The following is a 16,716-nucleotide window of genomic DNA, read 5'->3' on the forward strand; positions in this document are numbered from 1 at the left end:
AAGGAAGAGAGGGTCGCTACTATTTTGTCTTTATCTCAAACACGTAGGCGCTGAGCGGGGCTAAAGTCAAGTAGAGATTGTCAGTGGGAGGTGCTTCGTTGAGCAAGTCGGTGTAGGTGAATTGCTGCTGCGCATTCAAGCCCATGGCGGTCATTGCTTCTTTTGGAATGGTGATGGTTGGCTGCATGGTTTTGTCGCGACTGAAGTTAACCACAATCAGTAGTTTCTGCTTGTCGGTGTAGCGCAGGTAGCTGTAGGCCTGCTTTTGGTCGTACTCCTTGCTGAGATTGTTGGCGTCCTGCAACTCATAAAACTTGCCGCGCCGAATGGCGTCGGAGGTAGCTGTCAGATTGAGTAAGCGCGAGTAAAACGCACGGAGCTGGCGCTGCTCGGCGCTGAGGCGGCCGCCGTCGAACTTGCCGCCGTTCATCCATTTCTGGTGTTCGGGCACGCCCCAGTAGTCAAAGATGGTGGTGCGGCCATCCTCGCTGCTGAAGCCCTCGGCGCCCCGGCCCGGCTCGCCCACCTCCTGGCCCATATATACCATCACGGGCCCCGAAGCCAGCGTAGCCGATACCGTCATGGCCGGAATGGCCGTGCGTGGGTCGGTGGCAAAGTCGCGGGAGGCGATGCGCTGCTCGTCGTGATTTTCAAGGAAGCGCAGCATGTTGGAGCTGAAGCCGCGGCTTTCCTCCTTCCAGACTTTGGTAATGTCGTCGGTGTTGCCTTCGCCGCGCATCAGGCGACGCAAGCCGTCGTAGAGGCCTACCTTATCGTAGAGGAAGTCGAACTTGCCTTGGGCGATGTACTGCTTGTATACTTTCGGGTCGTAGGCTTCGGCAATGAAAACCAGATCGGGCTTCACCTTTTTTACCTCCGGAATTACCCAGGCCCAGAACTCGATGGGCACCATTTCGGCCATATCGCACCGAAAGCCGTCCACATCCTTTTTCGCCCAGAAAATCAGGATGTCGCGCATCTTCTTCCACGTATCGGGCACGGGCTCGAAGTAGTCTTTCCGCCCATTCTGGTAATCGACGCCGTAGTTGAGCTTAATAGTCTCGAACCAGTCGTCGACGCTGGGCGTAGCCGAAAACACGTCGTTACCAGTGACTTTGGCCGGATTCTCGGCGAACTTCTTGTCTTCTTTAGGTCCCGCTGCCGCGCCCAGCGGATTGTAGGAAGCAGGCACGATCAACGGTTTGCCGGGCAGGTAATAGAAGTTGTTCTGGGGGGCAAATGCCTTGGTTTTGTCGTCCTTTTCGCCCAAGTCTACCACGCCCGCGGGCTTCGCATCCGACTTATAGGTACGGGCTACGTGGTTGGGAATGAAGTCAATAATGAGTTTGAGCTTGTTGTCATGGGTGCGCTTCACTAAGGCCTCAAACTCCCGCATGCGGTTTTTTACATCTACCGCTAAATCGGGGTCCACGTCGTAGTAATCCTTGATGGCGTAGGGCGAGCCGGCGCGGCCTTTTACCACATCCGCGTCGTCGAGCGGGATGCCAAACTTGGTGAAGTCGGACATGGTCGCGTGCTCAATAACGCCCGTGTACCACACGTGCGAAACACCCATTTCCCGAATGGCTTGCAGAGCAGGCGCCGTAATATCATTGAACTTGCCGGTGCCATTTTCGGCGCTGGTGCCATAAGGTTTGTTCACCGTCTTCTTATTACCGAACAGGCGAGGTAGTAACTGGTAGATAACGAGCTTGTTATCCTGCGGAGTTTCGTCGGTGGTATTGGGGTCCGGCAGCGTAGTAGTATCGGTCACGGAAACAGAAGATGTCGAAGGAGAAAGCTGGAACGCGGCTAATGCCAGCGCGCAAGCGGCAATAGGTAGAAGTTTATGCATAGAAAGGCAAGATAGGAAGATAGATAGTTGATGCTATATAAAGTTGAGAAGCTCAGCCCTTGCAGTAAGACATGCAGCTGCTTTGCAGTCTAATTATACCACAGACCATCAAGCCCTTAATACTCTTGGGTAAGTGGGTGCAGCATCAACTCATCAACTACAACATGGGGTGGCGCTTCCAGGATATAGCGGACGGCTTGGGCTACATCGATAGGCCGGAGGTGGGTTTTCTCCGCTTCTGGGCCGCCAGGGTGAGAATCGTTGAAGTACGTATCGACCAGGCCCGGATAGATGGTGCTTACTTTAACCCCATGCGGACGCATTTCTTTGCGCAGGGCACTGAGTACGGCATCCTGGGCGTATTTGCTGGCGCCATAGGCCGCGCCCGTGACAAAGGTGCGCTTCGAGACATCGGAAGCTATGCCCACAATATGGCCGTAGCCTTGCAGCTTGAAGTGAGGCGCGGCGGCTTTGCACACCAGAAAGGTGCCCTTCACATTTACGCTAAAAATACGGTCCCACTCAGCGGCATCCACATTTTCGAGTAGGTCGAAACTGCCCACGCCGGCGTTGCAGATAATCATATCGAGGCGGCCGTAGTGGCGCAGGGCTACTTCAACGATATTTTGGGCGTCGTCCTCATCTGATATGTCGGCGGGCACGGCTAGGCCGTTTATTTTGTGGGCTACATCGAGCAGATCGTCGGCGGAGCGGGCCACGCAGACCACTTTTGCCCCCTGCATAGCCAGCAGCAACGCAATAGCCCGGCCGATGCCCCGGCTGGCCCCCGTAACGATGGCAACTTTATCGGTGAGGTCGGTCATATGGTTCTGTTAGGTTGCGCTGGAGAAGCAAGATTCCCATGTAACTCCTTGACCCCTCGTAAGATGGGAGTTTCAAGATACAGAACATTAAGATTTATTCTTAACGATTTGCCATGTAAATCTCAGCACCGTCGGCAGGCAGTTGCCTCTATGAGCTACCGCTTCAACTCTAGTACCCAGGCCGTTTGCCCCGGAATACGCAGCGTTTTCAAGTCGGGAAGTGTTGCTCCCGAAACCACGTTGGTGGCGGAGGTAAAGCCGGTCAGGCGTTCGGCAAAACGCCCCCCATCTATGGTTTTCTCCTGCTTATTGGCGTTCATCATCACCATCACCGTTTCGCCCTTGTCATTGTAGCGGAAGTAGGTGTACACGCCATCCTCCGGAATGTAGTGCATGAGTTTGCCGCTGTGCAAAGCCGGGTGGGCCTTGCGGTAGTTGGCCAGCTTGCTGACCAGCGTAAATACCTCTTGCTCAACTGGGGTACGACCCGCGGCCGTAAACTTATTCTCTTTATCTCCCGGAAATCCCCCGGAAAGTCGGCGCGCACGAGGCCGTCGGGGTTGGAGAAGTTTTTCATCAGAATCTCGGTGCCGTAGTAGAGCTGCGGGATACCGCGGCAGGTAAGCAGCCAGGTGAGGGCCATTTTCTGCTTATTCACGTCCTCGCCCAGCACCGAGAAAATCCGGCTCAGGTCGTGGTTGTCGAGGAAGATGACGTTGCGGTTCGGATTCTCATACAGCCAGTCGCTCTGGAGCGTGTAGTAGATCTTGGAAATCCCCTCCGACCAGCCGGGCTCCTTATTGAGGGCATCCTGAATGGAGTAATACAGCATGAAATCGGTGACGCCGTTCAGGTTGCTCTTGAAGCCATTGACGGCTGGGAAAGCGTTACGCGACCAGAATGCCTGCTGAGAAACCCCTTCGGCATATTGTACCCACGTCTCGCCAAACATGCCCAGCTGCGGATACTCTTCCTGAATGGCTTTCCCCCATTTCATTAGAAAGCCGGGCTCCGAATACGGGTACGTGTCGATGCGATAGCCATCGAGGCCGGTGTATTCAACCCACCACAGAAAGTTCTGAATGAGGTAGGTAGCCACCAGCGGATTTTCCTGGGCCGGATCGGGCATGGTCGTATCAAACCACGTGGTATTGAACATCTTGCGGTCCTCAGCCGAAGCGTAAGGGTCGTTCACGGTGCCGTCGCGATAGTTGCCACGGGTGAAAGTGGGCCACTGGTGAAACCAGTCTCTGGCCGGCTGATCCAGATACAGGTAGTTTTTGCTGCCCATGTGGTTGAGCACCACGTCGTGAATAACCTTCAGCCCGTTTTGGTGGGCATTGCGCACGAAGTTTACGTAGTCTTCATTGGTGCCATAGCGGGGGTCCACGGCGTAGTAATCGGTGAGAGCGTAGCCGTGGTAGCTGGCCTTGGGCATGTCATTCTCGACGAGGGGCGTGGGCCAGATAGCCGTGACACCCAGCTCTTTAAGGTAGCCAAAGTGGTCTTCAATGCCTTTTATGTCGCCCCCGTGCCGGGCGTACATGGAGTCGCGCGACACACGGTTTACCATGGTGCCTTTGATCACATCATTTTTCGGGTCGCCGTTGGCAAAGCGGTCGGGCATGAGCAGGTACACGAAGTCGGCGCTGGTGACGCCCTGTACCTTGGTTTTGTCGTAGGGCGTGGTGCGCTGCCGCAGTTCATACTCGTATTTTATCTTTCGCTCACCGTCAAATTCCAGTGGCAGCTTACCCGGCTTAGCGTTGGCGTTTATGGTCAGATTAACAAGCAGATAGTTCGGACTCTCCAGCTTTTGTATCCCGTCCAGGGTCACACCGTCGTACTTCAAGCTGACTTTGCTGGAGCCGATTTTTGGCCCATATACCAGCAATTGAAGCTTCGGATTTTTCATGCCTACCCACCAAAACGTGGGGTCGATGCGGGTGATGGGGCCGGCTTTTTTCTTCGATGCCGTAGTAGACGCTACTTCGGGCGCGGCCACGGCAACAGCGGCGGTAGACGCCAGCAAACCGGACGCGAGCAGAAGCAAAAGGCGCAAGAATTTCATAGGGTTGGTGGGATGGGGAGTAAGTAGGGGAGCAAGGTAAGCACATTCGGAAAAGCACTCTACTATCAACTGGATTGCGTGTGAGCATTATGAAGTTAAGAAAAAAGCCCCCAACCTAGGCTGGGGGCTTTTTTCAGCAATGTAAAGCGAGGAGCTACTGTAGTTTAGCCAACCACAGCGAGGCATTCATGTGCAGGCGCGAGTGGCTCGCGTTTTCGGTCCAGCCGTAGTACACAGTGTTGCCGGGCGAGCCGGTACCGTCGTCGGCCGGTGAGGAGTCGCCGACGATAACCACGCGGCCGGTACCAAATGTGCTGCTGGCGGCCATTGCCAGGTTGTTGCCTTGGGTAGAATTGGTGCGCCAAATGAGGCCTTGCACCGTCGAGTTAGCGGTAGGATTGAGCGTCATGCTAGCGCCATTATGGAAGGAAAGCTGACTAACCGCGCCTTGCGAACCATTCAGGATGGGGTTGGTGCTGGATACGCGCACGTTGCGGCTGTCCTCGGAGAAATTATCCAGGTTCACTTTGAAGCCGAAGGGGTTGGCCTGCACCGAGTTGTTAGCCATCAGATCATTCCAGATGTCGGGCGAATCGTAGCCGTCGTTGTTGCGGTCGGAGATGTCGTGGTCGGAAATCATGAACAGGCCGCCGCCGTTTTGTACGAAGCGCACAATGGCCGTTTTCTCAGCCGCCGTGAACAGAACGTTGGGCTCATCGACTACAAAAACGCTGTAATTAGCTAAGTCCTGCGGGTTGGAAGTGTTACCGTAGGTAAGCGCCGCGCCAACTGGCAGCTGCTCTACTTGGTGGCCGAGTTTGGCCAAAGCCACACCCCAAGCCGAAATAGCACCGGTCCAGTAGGTTTCGGGAGTGGTGCTGGTGATACCGCTTTGGGCCGGCGAGGGAAAGCGCACGGCTACGCCGTTTTCTACGTCGAGTACCCAATCAGCATTGCCGGCCAACTCGCCGTGCGAGCCATCAAATAAGAACTTTTTGCCCCCCGTGGTCGGGGCGGCGTGGTTGTAGTGCCGTACTGCTCCACGACAATATTGTCGAAGTTGATGCGGAAGGTGCCGCCCGATACTTTCCGGATTTGCAGGCGCACATTGCCGCTTTGGTTTACGGCAAACGTGGCCGTTTGCAGCGCAGTGCTGCTGGTAGTGATGGTCGAGCCTACTTTGGTGTAAGCGCCACTGTTTACGGATACCCACAACTCCCAAGTGCTGGTGCCATCGGTGCCGTATTTGGCGTGGCTGATGCTCACGGCGCCGGCGCCGGTGGTGGCGTTGAAGTTCATGGTAAGCGAACCGACATTGCGTACTCGCGCCGATTGAGCGCCGCTTTTGGCATCGGCGGTGGTGTTGCCGATGAGCGCGTCGTTCAGCGTCCAGGAGCCCGAGCCGAGCGTGACGGAGCCAGTGGTGTAGGCGGTTTTGGTGCCCGTCTCGAAGGTTTCGGGGAAGCCGGCCGAGCTAACGTCTTGCGGCGTGCTGGTAGTTGTGACGGTAGAAGCTTGTGGGTTAAGGTCTTCTACTTTGGCGCAGGCTACGGATAAGGCCAGCAGCGCGGCGGTGAGTACGCGTGATAGTTTCATAGACGGGGATAAGGATGGGAAAGAAGAGCTGTCGGATAAAAGTACCGGTTTAGTTTAGGGCTGAGTGTAATGCCATAATTATGTTTTAGTTACTAAATCCTATTTATGAGTTAGTTATGCTTCGCTCACGAGGCAATAACTACCCTTAAAATGCCAACCCTTTCTACGCTTCATCGTTTGCTATTTCTACCTGATTCGTCAGGCATTACTTTATTCTTTACCCTTACTACTCAACACTATGGCTACCGAAACCAACAACAGCATCGACACTTTGCAAGAACTGCTGCTCTTTGTAAATGACCGGATTGAGGGCTACAAAAGAGCGGTGGAGGAAACCAAAGACCACGAGCTGCAAGGCTACTACAAGCAGTTGGTGAGTCAGAGTCAGCAATTCTCGAAAGATTTGAATAGCCACCTGCGCAAGCTGGGCGGCGAGCCCGAAACCGGCACCACCATCAAGGGCAAATTCTACCGCGGCTGGATGGACGCCAAAGCACTCATCACGGGCTCCGACGAGAAAGCCATTCTGGGCTCCAATGTGTACGGCGAAGAATGGGCCCTCAAAGCCTACCAAGATGCCCTCGACGACAAAACCCTGCCCGCTGCCATCCGTACGGCGGTGGAGCGCCAGTTGCATATTTCCGAAAAGACCTACAGAAAGCTCAAGAAGCTAGAGCACAGCCATTCGTAACTACTTTCATCCTCCCGATCCTGCTTTACAGCGGGAGCCGAACATTTGATTCGGCTCCCGCTTTTTTTGAAACGAAATGCTGACCTTGGCCGCCGCAAAGGCCGAGCTTGGCCCGCCCCCTACCTTTTCATTCCGATTTTCCCCTTTTATGGCATTCAAATTCAACCCGTACACGCCCGCTCCAGAATTTGCCCCCCAGGCCGCGTATTTCTCCATGGAATTTGCCCTGGATCAAGCGCTCAAAACGTACTCCGGTGGCCTCGGCTTCCTGGCTGGCTCGCACATGCGCTCAGCTTATGAGCTCAAGCAAAACCTCGTTGGTATCGGTATTCTATGGTCGTTCGGCTACTACGACCAAGGTCGCAACGAGGACCAAACCATGCGCGCCGATTTTCGCCAGAAGCATTACACATTTCTGGAAGACACCGGCCTCGTGTTCCCCATCATCATTCATGATGTAGAGGTGAAAGTGAAGGCCATGTATTTGGCCCCCGATACCTTCGGCACGGCCCCCATGTTCTTCCTCACCACCGATATTCCGGAGAACGACTTTATCTCGCGCACCATTTCCCACCACCTCTACGACGCCGACACGGCCGCCCGCGTGGCCCAGTCTATTCTGCTGGGTGTGGGCGGTGGCAAGTTGCTGGATGAGCTAGGCGTGAAGGTTGACACTTACCACCTCAACGAAGGCCACGGTCTGCCGCTGGCTTTTTACCTCTACGATAAGCACGGCCGCAAGCTGGAGGAAGTACAGAAGCGCTTGGTATTCACCACGCACACGCCAGAGCTGGCCGGCAACGAGGAGCACGACATGAAGCTGCTCGCCAAAATGAGCTTTTTTGGTAGTGTGCCAGCCGACGAAGTAACTCGCGTGGCCGGCGTTGAAAACGACCGCCTGAACTATACGCTTACGGCCCTGCGCTTCTCGCGCAAAGCCAACGCCGTATCAAAAGTGCACGGGATTGTGGCCAACCAGATGTGGGGCGAAAATGCGGGTATCTGCCCCATTATCCCCATCACAAACTCCCAGAATGGCACCTATTGGCGCGACAAGCAGCTTCACGAAGCTTTAGAAGCCAACGATGATACGGCACTGAAAGCCCGCAAGCGTGAGCTGAAAAAGCAGCTATTCGACATAGTAGCCGACCAAACCGGCACCCTGCTCGACCCCGATGCGCTGACCGTAGTGTGGGCCCGGCGCTTTGCCGGCTACAAGCGCGCCGACCTGATTCTGCGTCGCTTTGAGCGCTTTAAGGAGTTAGTTTCCAATTCTAATCGGCCGGTACAGGTGATTTGGGCGGGCAAGCCGTATCCGAAAGACTACGGCGCCATCAACCTCTTCAACGATATCATCCGGCAAACCCGGCCGCTCAAAACCTGCGCGGTGCTTACGGGCTATGAGCTGGGCTTATCAGCGGCCATGAAGAAAGGCTCGGATATCTGGCTGAATACCCCCCGCTTCCCGCGTGAGGCATCGGGTACTAGCGGCATGACGGCCGCCATGAACGCCAGCGCCAGCCTGAGCATCGCTGACGGCTGGATCCCGGAGTTTGTGCGCCACGGCGAAAACGGCTTCCTCATCCCTCACGCCGAACTAAATCTCCCTGAACACGAAAAGGACGACCTCGAAGCCGACAGCCTACTGACGGTATTGGAAAACGAGATAGTGCCCCTCTACTACGACCAGCCCGAAAAATTCCTGGACGTAGTAAAAACCGGCATGCGCGAAGTAGAGCCAGAGTTCGAATCGAACCGCATGGCCACCGAGTACTACGACTTGATGTACAAAGCGTAATCGGCATTTAATCAAGGCACAAAAAAGCCCCCCAGATACTGTCTAGGGGCTTTTTTGTATTTTTAAACGAATTCACTTACATGAAAGCAACCGTCATGCAGAGCAGAGCGAAGCATCTCGCGTGTTTATTGAGAGTAGTAATCTAGAATCAGCACGCGAGATGCTTCGCTCTGCTCTGCATGACAAACGATTTTATCTTTCAATCAGCAGTTCAGACTAGAAGTGTTTGTAGAACAGCCCACACATTGTTCGCCAGAATTTTATGCCCTTCAGCGTTAGGATGCACGCCGTCCGGCAGATTCAGGGCGCGCACGCCGAGCACATTTTGCAGCAAAAACGGCACGAAGGCTACGCTGTTTTTGTCGGCCAGTGTGCGGAAAGACGCCTTAAATTCAGCGGCATAGCGGCCGTATTGGTGACTACCAAAGGCGCTTAAGTCAAAGGGAAACTCTAGGCCCACCAGTACAATCTTGGCCACCGGATACTTGAGTTTGACTTGGTCAATGATTTCCTGCAAATTCTGGGTGGTTTCGCGAACCGGAATGCCACGCAGGCCATCGTTTGCGCCCAACGCCAACACAAATACCTCGACAGGCTGCCGGGCCAATACACTGGCTACGCGGTGCCGGCCGCCGGCCGTGGTATCGCCGCTTATACCATAGTTTAGGGCTTTATAAGGCAGCTTCAATGCATCGATGCGCTGCTGAATGAGGGCTGGAAAAGCTTCGTTGGCTCGTAGTTGGTAGCCAGCCGTGAGGCTATCACCGAAGAAGATAATGTTCTGCATACAAGCGGGTTAAGCCATACGGTAAGTTTTATCCTCTGCGTTATTGCCACTGCGCGCTAGTGGCTGGGGGCTTTTTTAAAGCTTGGCAAAGTGCGACGATACCAGGCGCAGCCCCGAATCGGTGCATAGCCCCCGCATATAGTAGAAGAACCCGCTCCGCATCACTTCGGCGCGGCTGTATTGGTCGGGGGGGAAAAGGTCATGGTTTAAAGCCATATTCAGCATCTCCATTAATATCTTGGTTACCAGCCCAATATCAATATCGTGCCGCAGCTGCTGATGAAGTACTCCTTCCTGTATAAGGTCTCGGATCATCAGAAAGCCGTAGTTTTTTAAATGGTCCTGCATCATATTCCAGGCTTTGGGATGCAGATGCTGAATCTCGAGCAAGGAATTGCCCGTCACCTTACTGATCTCATTATAGCCGTGCGTACACACTGCCAATAGACGCTCGATGGGCGTCGAGAAATTAGCGAACAATTCCTGGTGCTCTTGCTTTTGCCGCTCCAAATCGTAGGCCATGGCTTGCACAACTAAGTCGTTCTTGTCGCGAAACATGCCATAAAAAGTAGCTGGGGCTACGTGCAGGGCTTCTATTAGCTCGCTTTCCGATAATCGATTGACGCCGTAGCGAGCAAAGACTAGCTGAGCTTCTTTCAGCAGGTTACTCTTAAAAGTTTGTAACATACTATAGCTACAGGAAAAGCGCGCCAAGTGCTTGCCTTCCTCAGTTAACAAGATGATTTCTAACTTTTTATCCTTCTATTTCACCAGCCCTAATCCGAAGAAGAATAGCAATTGCAATAGGTACACAAAGGGCACTAGTGCATTACGTTTGGTGAACTCTGTGCGGTTGAAATAAATTTGTAAAATAAACGAAATGATAAACCAGCCCTTGAAATTGAGTAGCGGAATCAGGTCGTATTGCCATTGCCAGAAATCCAGCGGGCCGGCCATGGGCTCGATACAGGCATCGAGGCCCACCATGAGCAGGGCCGCAACTACCGCCCGCCCAATACTGGGCAGGGGGAGGTAACGGGCCAGTATACCCGTGCAATAGGTTAGTATCCACCAGTTTACCCCAATCAGCAGCGGCACACCTAACACCTTTATACCCAGCGTATCGCCGTAGGTATACTGCCCAAATATGTAGCCCGTATTGATGCCCACTACTTCAATAAAGAAGCCGGTCACCATTACCACCAGACTAAACCAAATGAATGTGGGGCTATGGTCGGAGTGAAAAGCCAGCAGCAATGCCGCCGTCAGCAGCAGATTGAGAGGCGTGAATTGCAGGAAGAAGCTGGGATCTTGGGAAAGCGCCAAGCCCAGAAAGCCCGTAACGTGAAACAGGAGCAGAATGCCCTGGGCTATGCGCAAACGACGTTGCCCCGGATCGGTGCCCGTAGGCGGCGCGATGGGCAAGCTTTGCGTGGATTCGGAAAAAGACACAGAGGAGAAAATTAGCAATTGAAACCTAATAGCGGCAATTGGCAGACATAGGTTGTTTATCAGAGGCAGAAACAACGTGTGCTGCCTTAAATCATTTTCCTTAGCCTTTGATTAACTCAGCTGCTATTTTGGCCGAGAGCAAACAAAGCGGGATGCCACCGCCGGGGTGCACGCTGCCGCCACAAAAGTACAAGCCCTCAAGTTGGCGTGAAAAGTTAGGATGCCGCAGAAATGCGGCCAGCGCATTATTGGAGCTGCTGCCGTACAAAGCGCCCCCAAAAGACGACGTGCGTTCCTCAATCCCCCGCGGATCCCAGACCCGCTCGGCCCGAATGAGGGATTCTACGGCTACGCCTAAGGTGCGGGTTAGTTTGTCGAGCACGGCGCGGCGGGTTTGGGCAATTAGCGCATCCCAATCCTGGCCTTGATGGTGCGGTACATTCACCATTACAAACCAGTTTTCGTGGCCCGCAGGCGCGTCTGCGGGCGTTTTTTTGGATGTCACATTCACGTACACCGTCGGGTCGTTGCTGACGGTTTTTTGCTCGAAAATGGCCTTGAATTCCTGCTGATAATCCTGGGAGAAAAAGATGTTGTGCAGGTCCAATTCGGCAAAGTCGTGGGCTATTCCCCAATAAAAAATAAGCGCGGAAGAAGAGCGGGGCTGGCTCAGGGTGCGCTCGGGCGCGGGCTGCTTCGGTAACAGCCGACGGTAGGTCGGCACCACATCCATATTGCTGACTACCAAGCCAAAATCGTACACGTCTTGGGGCGTGCGTACGCCGGTCACGCGGCCCTTGGCAGTCAGAATTTCTTCGACGGGCTCGTTGTAGCGGAACTCCACTCCCAGTTCCTCGGCCAGACCGACAAGGCTTCGGGCAATGCTATAAATGCCCCCCACGGGATAAAAAGCGCCAATACCGTGCTCCAAATGCGGAATCAGACTGAGTGTGGCGGGCGCCTGATACGGATCAGAGCCGTTGTAGGTGGCAAAGCGGTCGAAAAGCTGCACTAAGCGCGGGTCGTTGAATGCCTTGGCGTGGCGCTGGTGCATGGTGCCCGTAAGGCCCAGCCCCGGTAGCGCCGCCACCGCCCGCAGCACGTCGGGGCTAAGATACGTAGCAGCTTTGTGCAATGATTTATGCAGAAACGTGCTTTCGGTGGCCTCATAAGCGGAGGCGCTGCGACGCAGAAAGCTTAGCACGTCGGCGGCGGGCACGCTTAGCTTTTCCTCTATTTCAGCGGCAAACTTCTCTTCGTCGGCCCAGGCTTTCAGGCGCGTGCCGTCGGCGAAAAAGTAATGCGTTATCGGGTCGAGGCGCTCGTAGCGAAAGTGGTCCTGCGGGTCGCGGCCAGCCAGCCGAAACAAGTCGTCGACCAACTGCGGCAAGGTGAACAGCGACGGGCCGGCATCGAAGCGGTATCCGCCAGGCAGCTCAAACTGATACATCTTGCCCCCAAACGACTCTTGCGCCTCAAATACCGTAACGGCGTGCCCCTTGAGCGCCAGCCGCACGGCCGTAGCAATACCAGCAATACCGGCCCCAATGATGGCAGCGGGTTGCTTAAGAGAAGATGCGGATGTACGCTTTTTGGTGCTGGTTTGCTTCACGCCAAGTGGGTGTGTACGGAGCCCTAGGGGCCTAAAAATAGCTATTCAGCAGCATGATTCCCCTTACATCGGCGGGGCACGCTGCTGAACTCTACCACCACTACACCACAATTGTTAGTGAGCAGGATGAAATACACCTACTTAAACTTCACACTACTGCCTTTGGGTTCATCAAAGTGTACCAATAAGGCACAAAGACGGTCGGGGGGCTTTTTTACACCTCAACAGCATTTTTCGGCTGGGAAGCGGGCCGGGCGTTCTGACCTTCGCCGTACACCGTAGCCGAACCGAAACTATAAAAAGCCTCCCAGTCGACGCCCTGTGAGTCCGTAATCCAGCTTTTCTCCGATTTGGCGTAGCAGCAGGTGCACTTGCCTTCCTCGCGGATAGCAGACTTGGCATTTTTGAGGCGGCCATATACTTCGGCTAGCTCCTCAGGGCTCTCGGCTTGAATGCCAAGGTGCTCAATGCCAGCATTTTCGGGGTGAAGCGAAATAGCGAAGTTGATGCGTGGATCTTCGAGCATCCACTTGGCGTAATCGTCCTTCAAGACGGTGGGCGCCGTGCCGAAAAGTGCTGTGTAGAAGGCTACCGATTCAGTGAGGTCTTTGATGCGGACGTTGACGTGGAAGCGTTTCATGGTCGGTTTATGTGGGATTAGAAATTAAATTCCCAGTCATGACGACCAGCCTCACCAAAAGACGCAGACTTTTTTACTTTTTTTCTAACGTCTGTTTGTAGGTCTGCAAGGAGCCACAATCACTTCGAATGGCGAAGCCCAGCAAGTGCCCCTGCGCATCCGTTTCAAGCAAGCAGCACTCAGTGAACACGTCGCGCAGCATTTCCCGCCCCCGCTGAATCCGCGACTTGGTGGCCGACAAGCCCAAGCCCAGTTGCTGGGCAATATCCTGCTGCTTCATGCCTTCCACATCCGCTAGGCGCAGGGGCTCAGCATAAGTGGGCGGCAGCAATTGAATCATGGGCAGAATATACTCGGAAGCTTCCTGATAAGCTTCGCTTTCAGATTCAGCTTCCACATCAAGGCCTTCATCCAGCGGCCGTAGTCGACGGTTTTTGCGCGCGGCATCCACAATGGCATTCTGGGTAATCTGGAACAGCCATGAGCGAACATTAGCCACGCCGGAGCGCGCCTGACAGAATCCGTACACTTTCAGTAAAACATCCTGCAATAAATCAGCGGCTTGCGCCTCGTCGGGCACGCGTTTGCGGATGTAGTTGCGGAGCGCATCCTTGTGCTCCAGCCAAAGGTTAGGTACGTCGCAATGCATGGGACGGCGATGAAAGAAGACTCCAGCAACCCAGTTCTATTCGGGTCACCCCGGAAATCTAATTGATAGCTAGAATTAACGAAAATATTGGCGCATGAATGCTTGAGCATACGTTTTCACCTGCTCGCGCACGGCCCGAAACTGGTCCAAAATTTTGTCGGGGGTACCGGTGGCTTTGGCCGGATCGGGGAAGTTGTGGTGCAGCATGGTGGCCGAGGATGGAAATACCGGGCAGGCCTCGCGGGCGTTGTCGCAGACAGTAATCACGTAGTCGAAGGGCACGGCCGCATACTCGTCCACGTGGTTGCTGGTATGGTGCGATATATCCACTCCATCTTCCCGCATTACCTCAATGGCTTTCGGATTGACACCGTGGGTTTCGATGCCCGCACTGTACACGTTGGCTTGGTCGCCCAGATACTTGGCTAAGTAGCCGTGCATGAGCTGACTACGGCAGGAGTTACCGGTGCAGAGTACCAGCACGTTTTTCTTATCAGACATACAAGGGAGTATATTGGAAATCAGGGTGCAGTAGCGCTCCGGCCCGCGTACCAGCGGCGGCGAAACCAGAAAGCCACGTTGACCAAGGCAATCAGAGCTGGCACTTCAATAAGCGGCCCGATGACGCCGGCAAAAGCCTGACCCGAGTTCAGGCCAAACACGCCAATGGCCACGGCAATAGCGAGTTCGAAGTTGTTGCCGGTAGCGGTGAAGGCAATGGAAGCATTTTCGGCATAATCGGCCCCCAGCCACTTACCGGCCGCAAAACTGAGCACAAACATGATACCGAAGTACAAGGCCAGCGGCAGGGCAATGCGCAACACATCCAGCGGAATGCGCACAATCAGCTCGCCTTTCAGACTAAACATGACCACAATAGTCAACAGCAAGGCAATGAGCGTAATGGGGCTGACAGCGGGGATAAATACCTGCTCGTACCAGGCATCGCCCTTGAGCTGACGCAGCACCAGGCGCGACAAAAAGCCCCCCACGAACGGTATGCCGAGATATATGAGCACACTCTGGCCAATGTCCCAGATACTAATGTTCACAGCGTAGCCTTTCAGCCCGAAATACGGCGGCAGCACAGTAATAAACAGCCACGCCAGCACCGAGTAGAAAAGCACCTGAAAAATGGAGTTCAGCGCCACCAAACCGGCCGCGTACTCTCGACTGCCGTCGGCTAAGTCGTTCCACACCAGTACCATGGCTATGCAGCGGGCAATGCCAATCAGAATCAGGCCAATCATATATTCTGGCTTATCAGGCAAAAGCCAGATGGCCAGAAAAAACATGAGCAGCGGCCCAATAATCCAGTTCAGCACCAACGACAAGCCGATGATGCGGGTGTTCCTGAAAACCGTGGGCAGTTGCTCATATTTCACCTTGGCTAGGGGCGGATACATCATCAGGATGAGACCGATGGCCAGCGGCACGTTCACCGTGCCTACCGAAAAATAGTTCACCGCACGCTCCACGCCCCGCACAAAGTAGCCCAGCGCCACGCCCACCCCCATGGCCAGGAATATCCAGAGCGTTAGACCTCTATTGAGGCCGGAAAGCTTTTTACGGGCTACCGCTTGGGGCACAGGGGTTGGAAAAGCTGGGTGCGTTGAGTTCATGCGGTGACATTGTTCAGAAGTTCAGAAAAAGCCCCCTAGGATCAACTAACCGAAACTAGGGGCATTTTTCCTAGCAGCAACCGCCGCCGGGCGTGCACGCGGCAGCGGTAGTATTTGCCGGCGTAGCGTCTACCAGCGTGAAAGCCATGGGCGCGGTAGTTAGAACCTCTTCGGCTACCGGCGCGGCTTTGGCGGCCGGCGCGATGCAGCACTGGCCATTGCTACCGTTGGCTTGGTCGTATTCGTGTTGGTAGCGCGGGTCGTTGAATTCGGCGTCTTCGTGGAAGTAATACACTTCCCATTCCACGCCATCGGGGTCGTTTACCCAAAACTTGTCCTGCTTGGCGTAGCAGCAGCTGGTGCCCATTTCTTCGCGGGGCAGCAGGCCAGTTTTGCGCGCTACTTCCAGGCGTTGCTCCATCTCCTGTACTGTTTCGACCTGAAAGCCCAAGTGGCCGAAATTGCTGGCCACACGGTCGGGGTTTTCGACGAAGGAAATAATCAGCGAGGGCTTATCGAGAACGTATTTGGCATAGCCACGCCGAATTTTGGCGGCTGGTTGCCCGAAGAAAGCCGTGTAAAAATTGACCGTAGCGGTCAGGTCCGACACGTACAGCGAGACGTGCATGCGGGGAAAAACAGCAGTTTCCATGAGTGCAGAAAGATGGAGAGGTGAAAGAAAAATTAGCAGCAAGTGCTACCCGGGGCACAGCTATCCATAGCCGTCGACTCGACGAAGAAGGCCGTAAACTGCTGATGCACGTGGCGTAGCAATTCCGTATTGAGGCAGTAGCAAACCGTAAGACCATCAATCTCGCCCCGAATAAGGTCCAGCGCCTTTAGCTCTTGCAAGTGCTGCGAAACGGTGGTGCGGGAAAGCGGTAATTCCGCCGCGATGTCGCCAGAAATGCAGGTTTTCTTTGAAGCCAGCAACTGAATGATAGCCACCCGTGCCGGATGCGCGAGTGCTTTGGCTACACGAGCTAGTTGCTGCTGTTCCTCAGTAAAAGCGGTGGTTTTGGCGTAAGTCATAAACAAACCATGAAGTATGACGCAAATATACGACATAGTATGACATATGTATACGCCATAGATATTTTTTATCTATGCTTGCCTGTT

Annotated in this window: 18 protein-coding genes; 2 read left to right on the plus strand and 16 right to left on the minus strand. The window is 54.4% G+C overall.

Going from position 1 to position 16,716, the window contains the following annotated elements; all coding sequences use genetic code 11:
- Positions 1-19 precede the first annotated feature (19 nt).
- The 6 genes from EPD59_RS20915 to EPD59_RS20935 all read right to left on the minus strand — a co-directional run bounded on the left by EPD59_RS20915 (position 20) and on the right by EPD59_RS20935 (position 6,346).
- Positions 20-1,855: an alpha-amylase family glycosyl hydrolase gene (locus tag EPD59_RS20915; RefSeq protein WP_133274469.1), complete on the minus strand. Its 1,836-nt coding sequence runs from the start codon at positions 1,853-1,855 to the stop codon at positions 20-22.
- 116 nt (positions 1,856-1,971) lie between these two features.
- Positions 1,972-2,679: an SDR family oxidoreductase gene (locus EPD59_RS20920; protein WP_133274470.1), complete on the minus strand. Its 708-nt coding sequence runs from the start codon at positions 2,677-2,679 to the stop codon at positions 1,972-1,974.
- Between the two features lie 155 nt (positions 2,680-2,834).
- A complete protein-coding gene (locus EPD59_RS23010) occupies positions 2,835-3,074 on the minus strand; it encodes a cyclomaltodextrinase C-terminal domain-containing protein (protein WP_240731546.1) in 240 nt (79 codons plus the stop codon).
- Entirely contained in the window at positions 3,008-4,750 is a 1,743-nt protein-coding gene (locus tag EPD59_RS20925; RefSeq protein WP_240731547.1) for an alpha-amylase family glycosyl hydrolase, read from the minus strand. Before EPD59_RS20925 ends, EPD59_RS23010 begins: the two co-directional genes overlap by 67 nt.
- Before the next feature lie 154 nt (positions 4,751-4,904).
- On the minus strand, positions 4,905-5,714 hold the full coding sequence (locus tag EPD59_RS20930) for a hydrolase (RefSeq protein WP_133274471.1): 810 nt from the start codon (positions 5,712-5,714) through the stop codon (positions 4,905-4,907).
- Positions 5,681-6,346 (minus strand): hypothetical protein, encoded by a 666-nt coding sequence (locus tag EPD59_RS20935; protein WP_133274472.1) that lies wholly within the window; start codon positions 6,344-6,346, stop codon positions 5,681-5,683. Before EPD59_RS20935 ends, EPD59_RS20930 begins: the two co-directional genes overlap by 34 nt.
- Positions 6,347-6,584: 238 nt before the next feature.
- Between EPD59_RS20935 and EPD59_RS20940 the strand changes: the two genes are divergently transcribed.
- Positions 6,585-7,037: a ferritin-like domain-containing protein gene (locus EPD59_RS20940; RefSeq protein ID WP_133274473.1), complete on the plus strand. Its 453-nt coding sequence runs from the start codon at positions 6,585-6,587 to the stop codon at positions 7,035-7,037.
- A 148-nt stretch (positions 7,038-7,185) separates the two neighbouring features.
- Positions 7,186-8,835, plus strand: coding sequence for an alpha-glucan family phosphorylase (gene glgP / locus EPD59_RS20945; protein WP_133274474.1), 1,650 nt, complete (start codon positions 7,186-7,188; stop codon positions 8,833-8,835).
- A 211-nt stretch (positions 8,836-9,046) separates the two neighbouring features.
- Here glgP and EPD59_RS20950 read toward each other — a convergent pair whose 3' ends face one another.
- The 10 genes from EPD59_RS20950 to EPD59_RS20995 form a co-directional block, all read right to left on the minus strand.
- Positions 9,047-9,622 carry an arylesterase gene (locus EPD59_RS20950; protein ID WP_133274475.1) on the minus strand — a complete coding sequence of 192 codons (576 nt, stop codon included), beginning with the start codon at positions 9,620-9,622 and terminating at the stop codon, positions 9,047-9,049.
- Between the two features lie 75 nt (positions 9,623-9,697).
- Positions 9,698-10,309 carry a TetR/AcrR family transcriptional regulator gene (locus EPD59_RS20955; RefSeq protein ID WP_133274476.1) on the minus strand — a complete coding sequence of 204 codons (612 nt, stop codon included), beginning with the start codon at positions 10,307-10,309 and terminating at the stop codon, positions 9,698-9,700.
- A gap of 75 nt (positions 10,310-10,384) precedes the next feature.
- Positions 10,385-11,074, minus strand: a complete 690-nt coding sequence (locus EPD59_RS20960; RefSeq protein WP_133274477.1) for a carotenoid biosynthesis protein — start codon at positions 11,072-11,074, stop codon at positions 10,385-10,387.
- A 100-nt stretch (positions 11,075-11,174) separates the two neighbouring features.
- Positions 11,175-12,686 (minus strand): 1-hydroxycarotenoid 3,4-desaturase CrtD, encoded by a 1,512-nt coding sequence (gene crtD, locus EPD59_RS20965; protein ID WP_133274478.1) that lies wholly within the window; start codon positions 12,684-12,686, stop codon positions 11,175-11,177.
- Between the two features lie 214 nt (positions 12,687-12,900).
- Positions 12,901-13,326 (minus strand): ArsI/CadI family heavy metal resistance metalloenzyme, encoded by a 426-nt coding sequence (locus EPD59_RS20970; protein ID WP_133274479.1) that lies wholly within the window; start codon positions 13,324-13,326, stop codon positions 12,901-12,903.
- 73 nt (positions 13,327-13,399) lie between these two features.
- Positions 13,400-13,975 (minus strand): sigma-70 family RNA polymerase sigma factor, encoded by a 576-nt coding sequence (locus EPD59_RS20975; RefSeq protein WP_133274480.1) that lies wholly within the window; start codon positions 13,973-13,975, stop codon positions 13,400-13,402.
- A gap of 75 nt (positions 13,976-14,050) precedes the next feature.
- Positions 14,051-14,476 carry an arsenate reductase ArsC gene (locus EPD59_RS20980; protein WP_133274481.1) on the minus strand — a complete coding sequence of 142 codons (426 nt, stop codon included), beginning with the start codon at positions 14,474-14,476 and terminating at the stop codon, positions 14,051-14,053.
- 20 nt (positions 14,477-14,496) lie between these two features.
- Complete coding sequence (gene arsB, locus EPD59_RS20985; protein ID WP_133274482.1) at positions 14,497-15,597, minus strand: ACR3 family arsenite efflux transporter; 1,101 nt, start codon at positions 15,595-15,597, stop codon at positions 14,497-14,499.
- A gap of 70 nt (positions 15,598-15,667) precedes the next feature.
- Positions 15,668-16,249, minus strand: coding sequence for an ArsI/CadI family heavy metal resistance metalloenzyme (locus EPD59_RS20990; protein ID WP_133274483.1), 582 nt, complete (start codon positions 16,247-16,249; stop codon positions 15,668-15,670).
- Between the two features lie 32 nt (positions 16,250-16,281).
- Positions 16,282-16,629 (minus strand): ArsR/SmtB family transcription factor, encoded by a 348-nt coding sequence (locus EPD59_RS20995; RefSeq protein ID WP_133274484.1) that lies wholly within the window; start codon positions 16,627-16,629, stop codon positions 16,282-16,284.
- Positions 16,630-16,716 lie beyond the last annotated feature (87 nt).

The sequence above is a fragment of the Hymenobacter radiodurans genome (assembly GCF_004355185.1).
In the GTDB taxonomy this organism is placed as follows: Bacteria; Bacteroidota; Bacteroidia; order Cytophagales; family Hymenobacteraceae; genus Hymenobacter; species Hymenobacter radiodurans.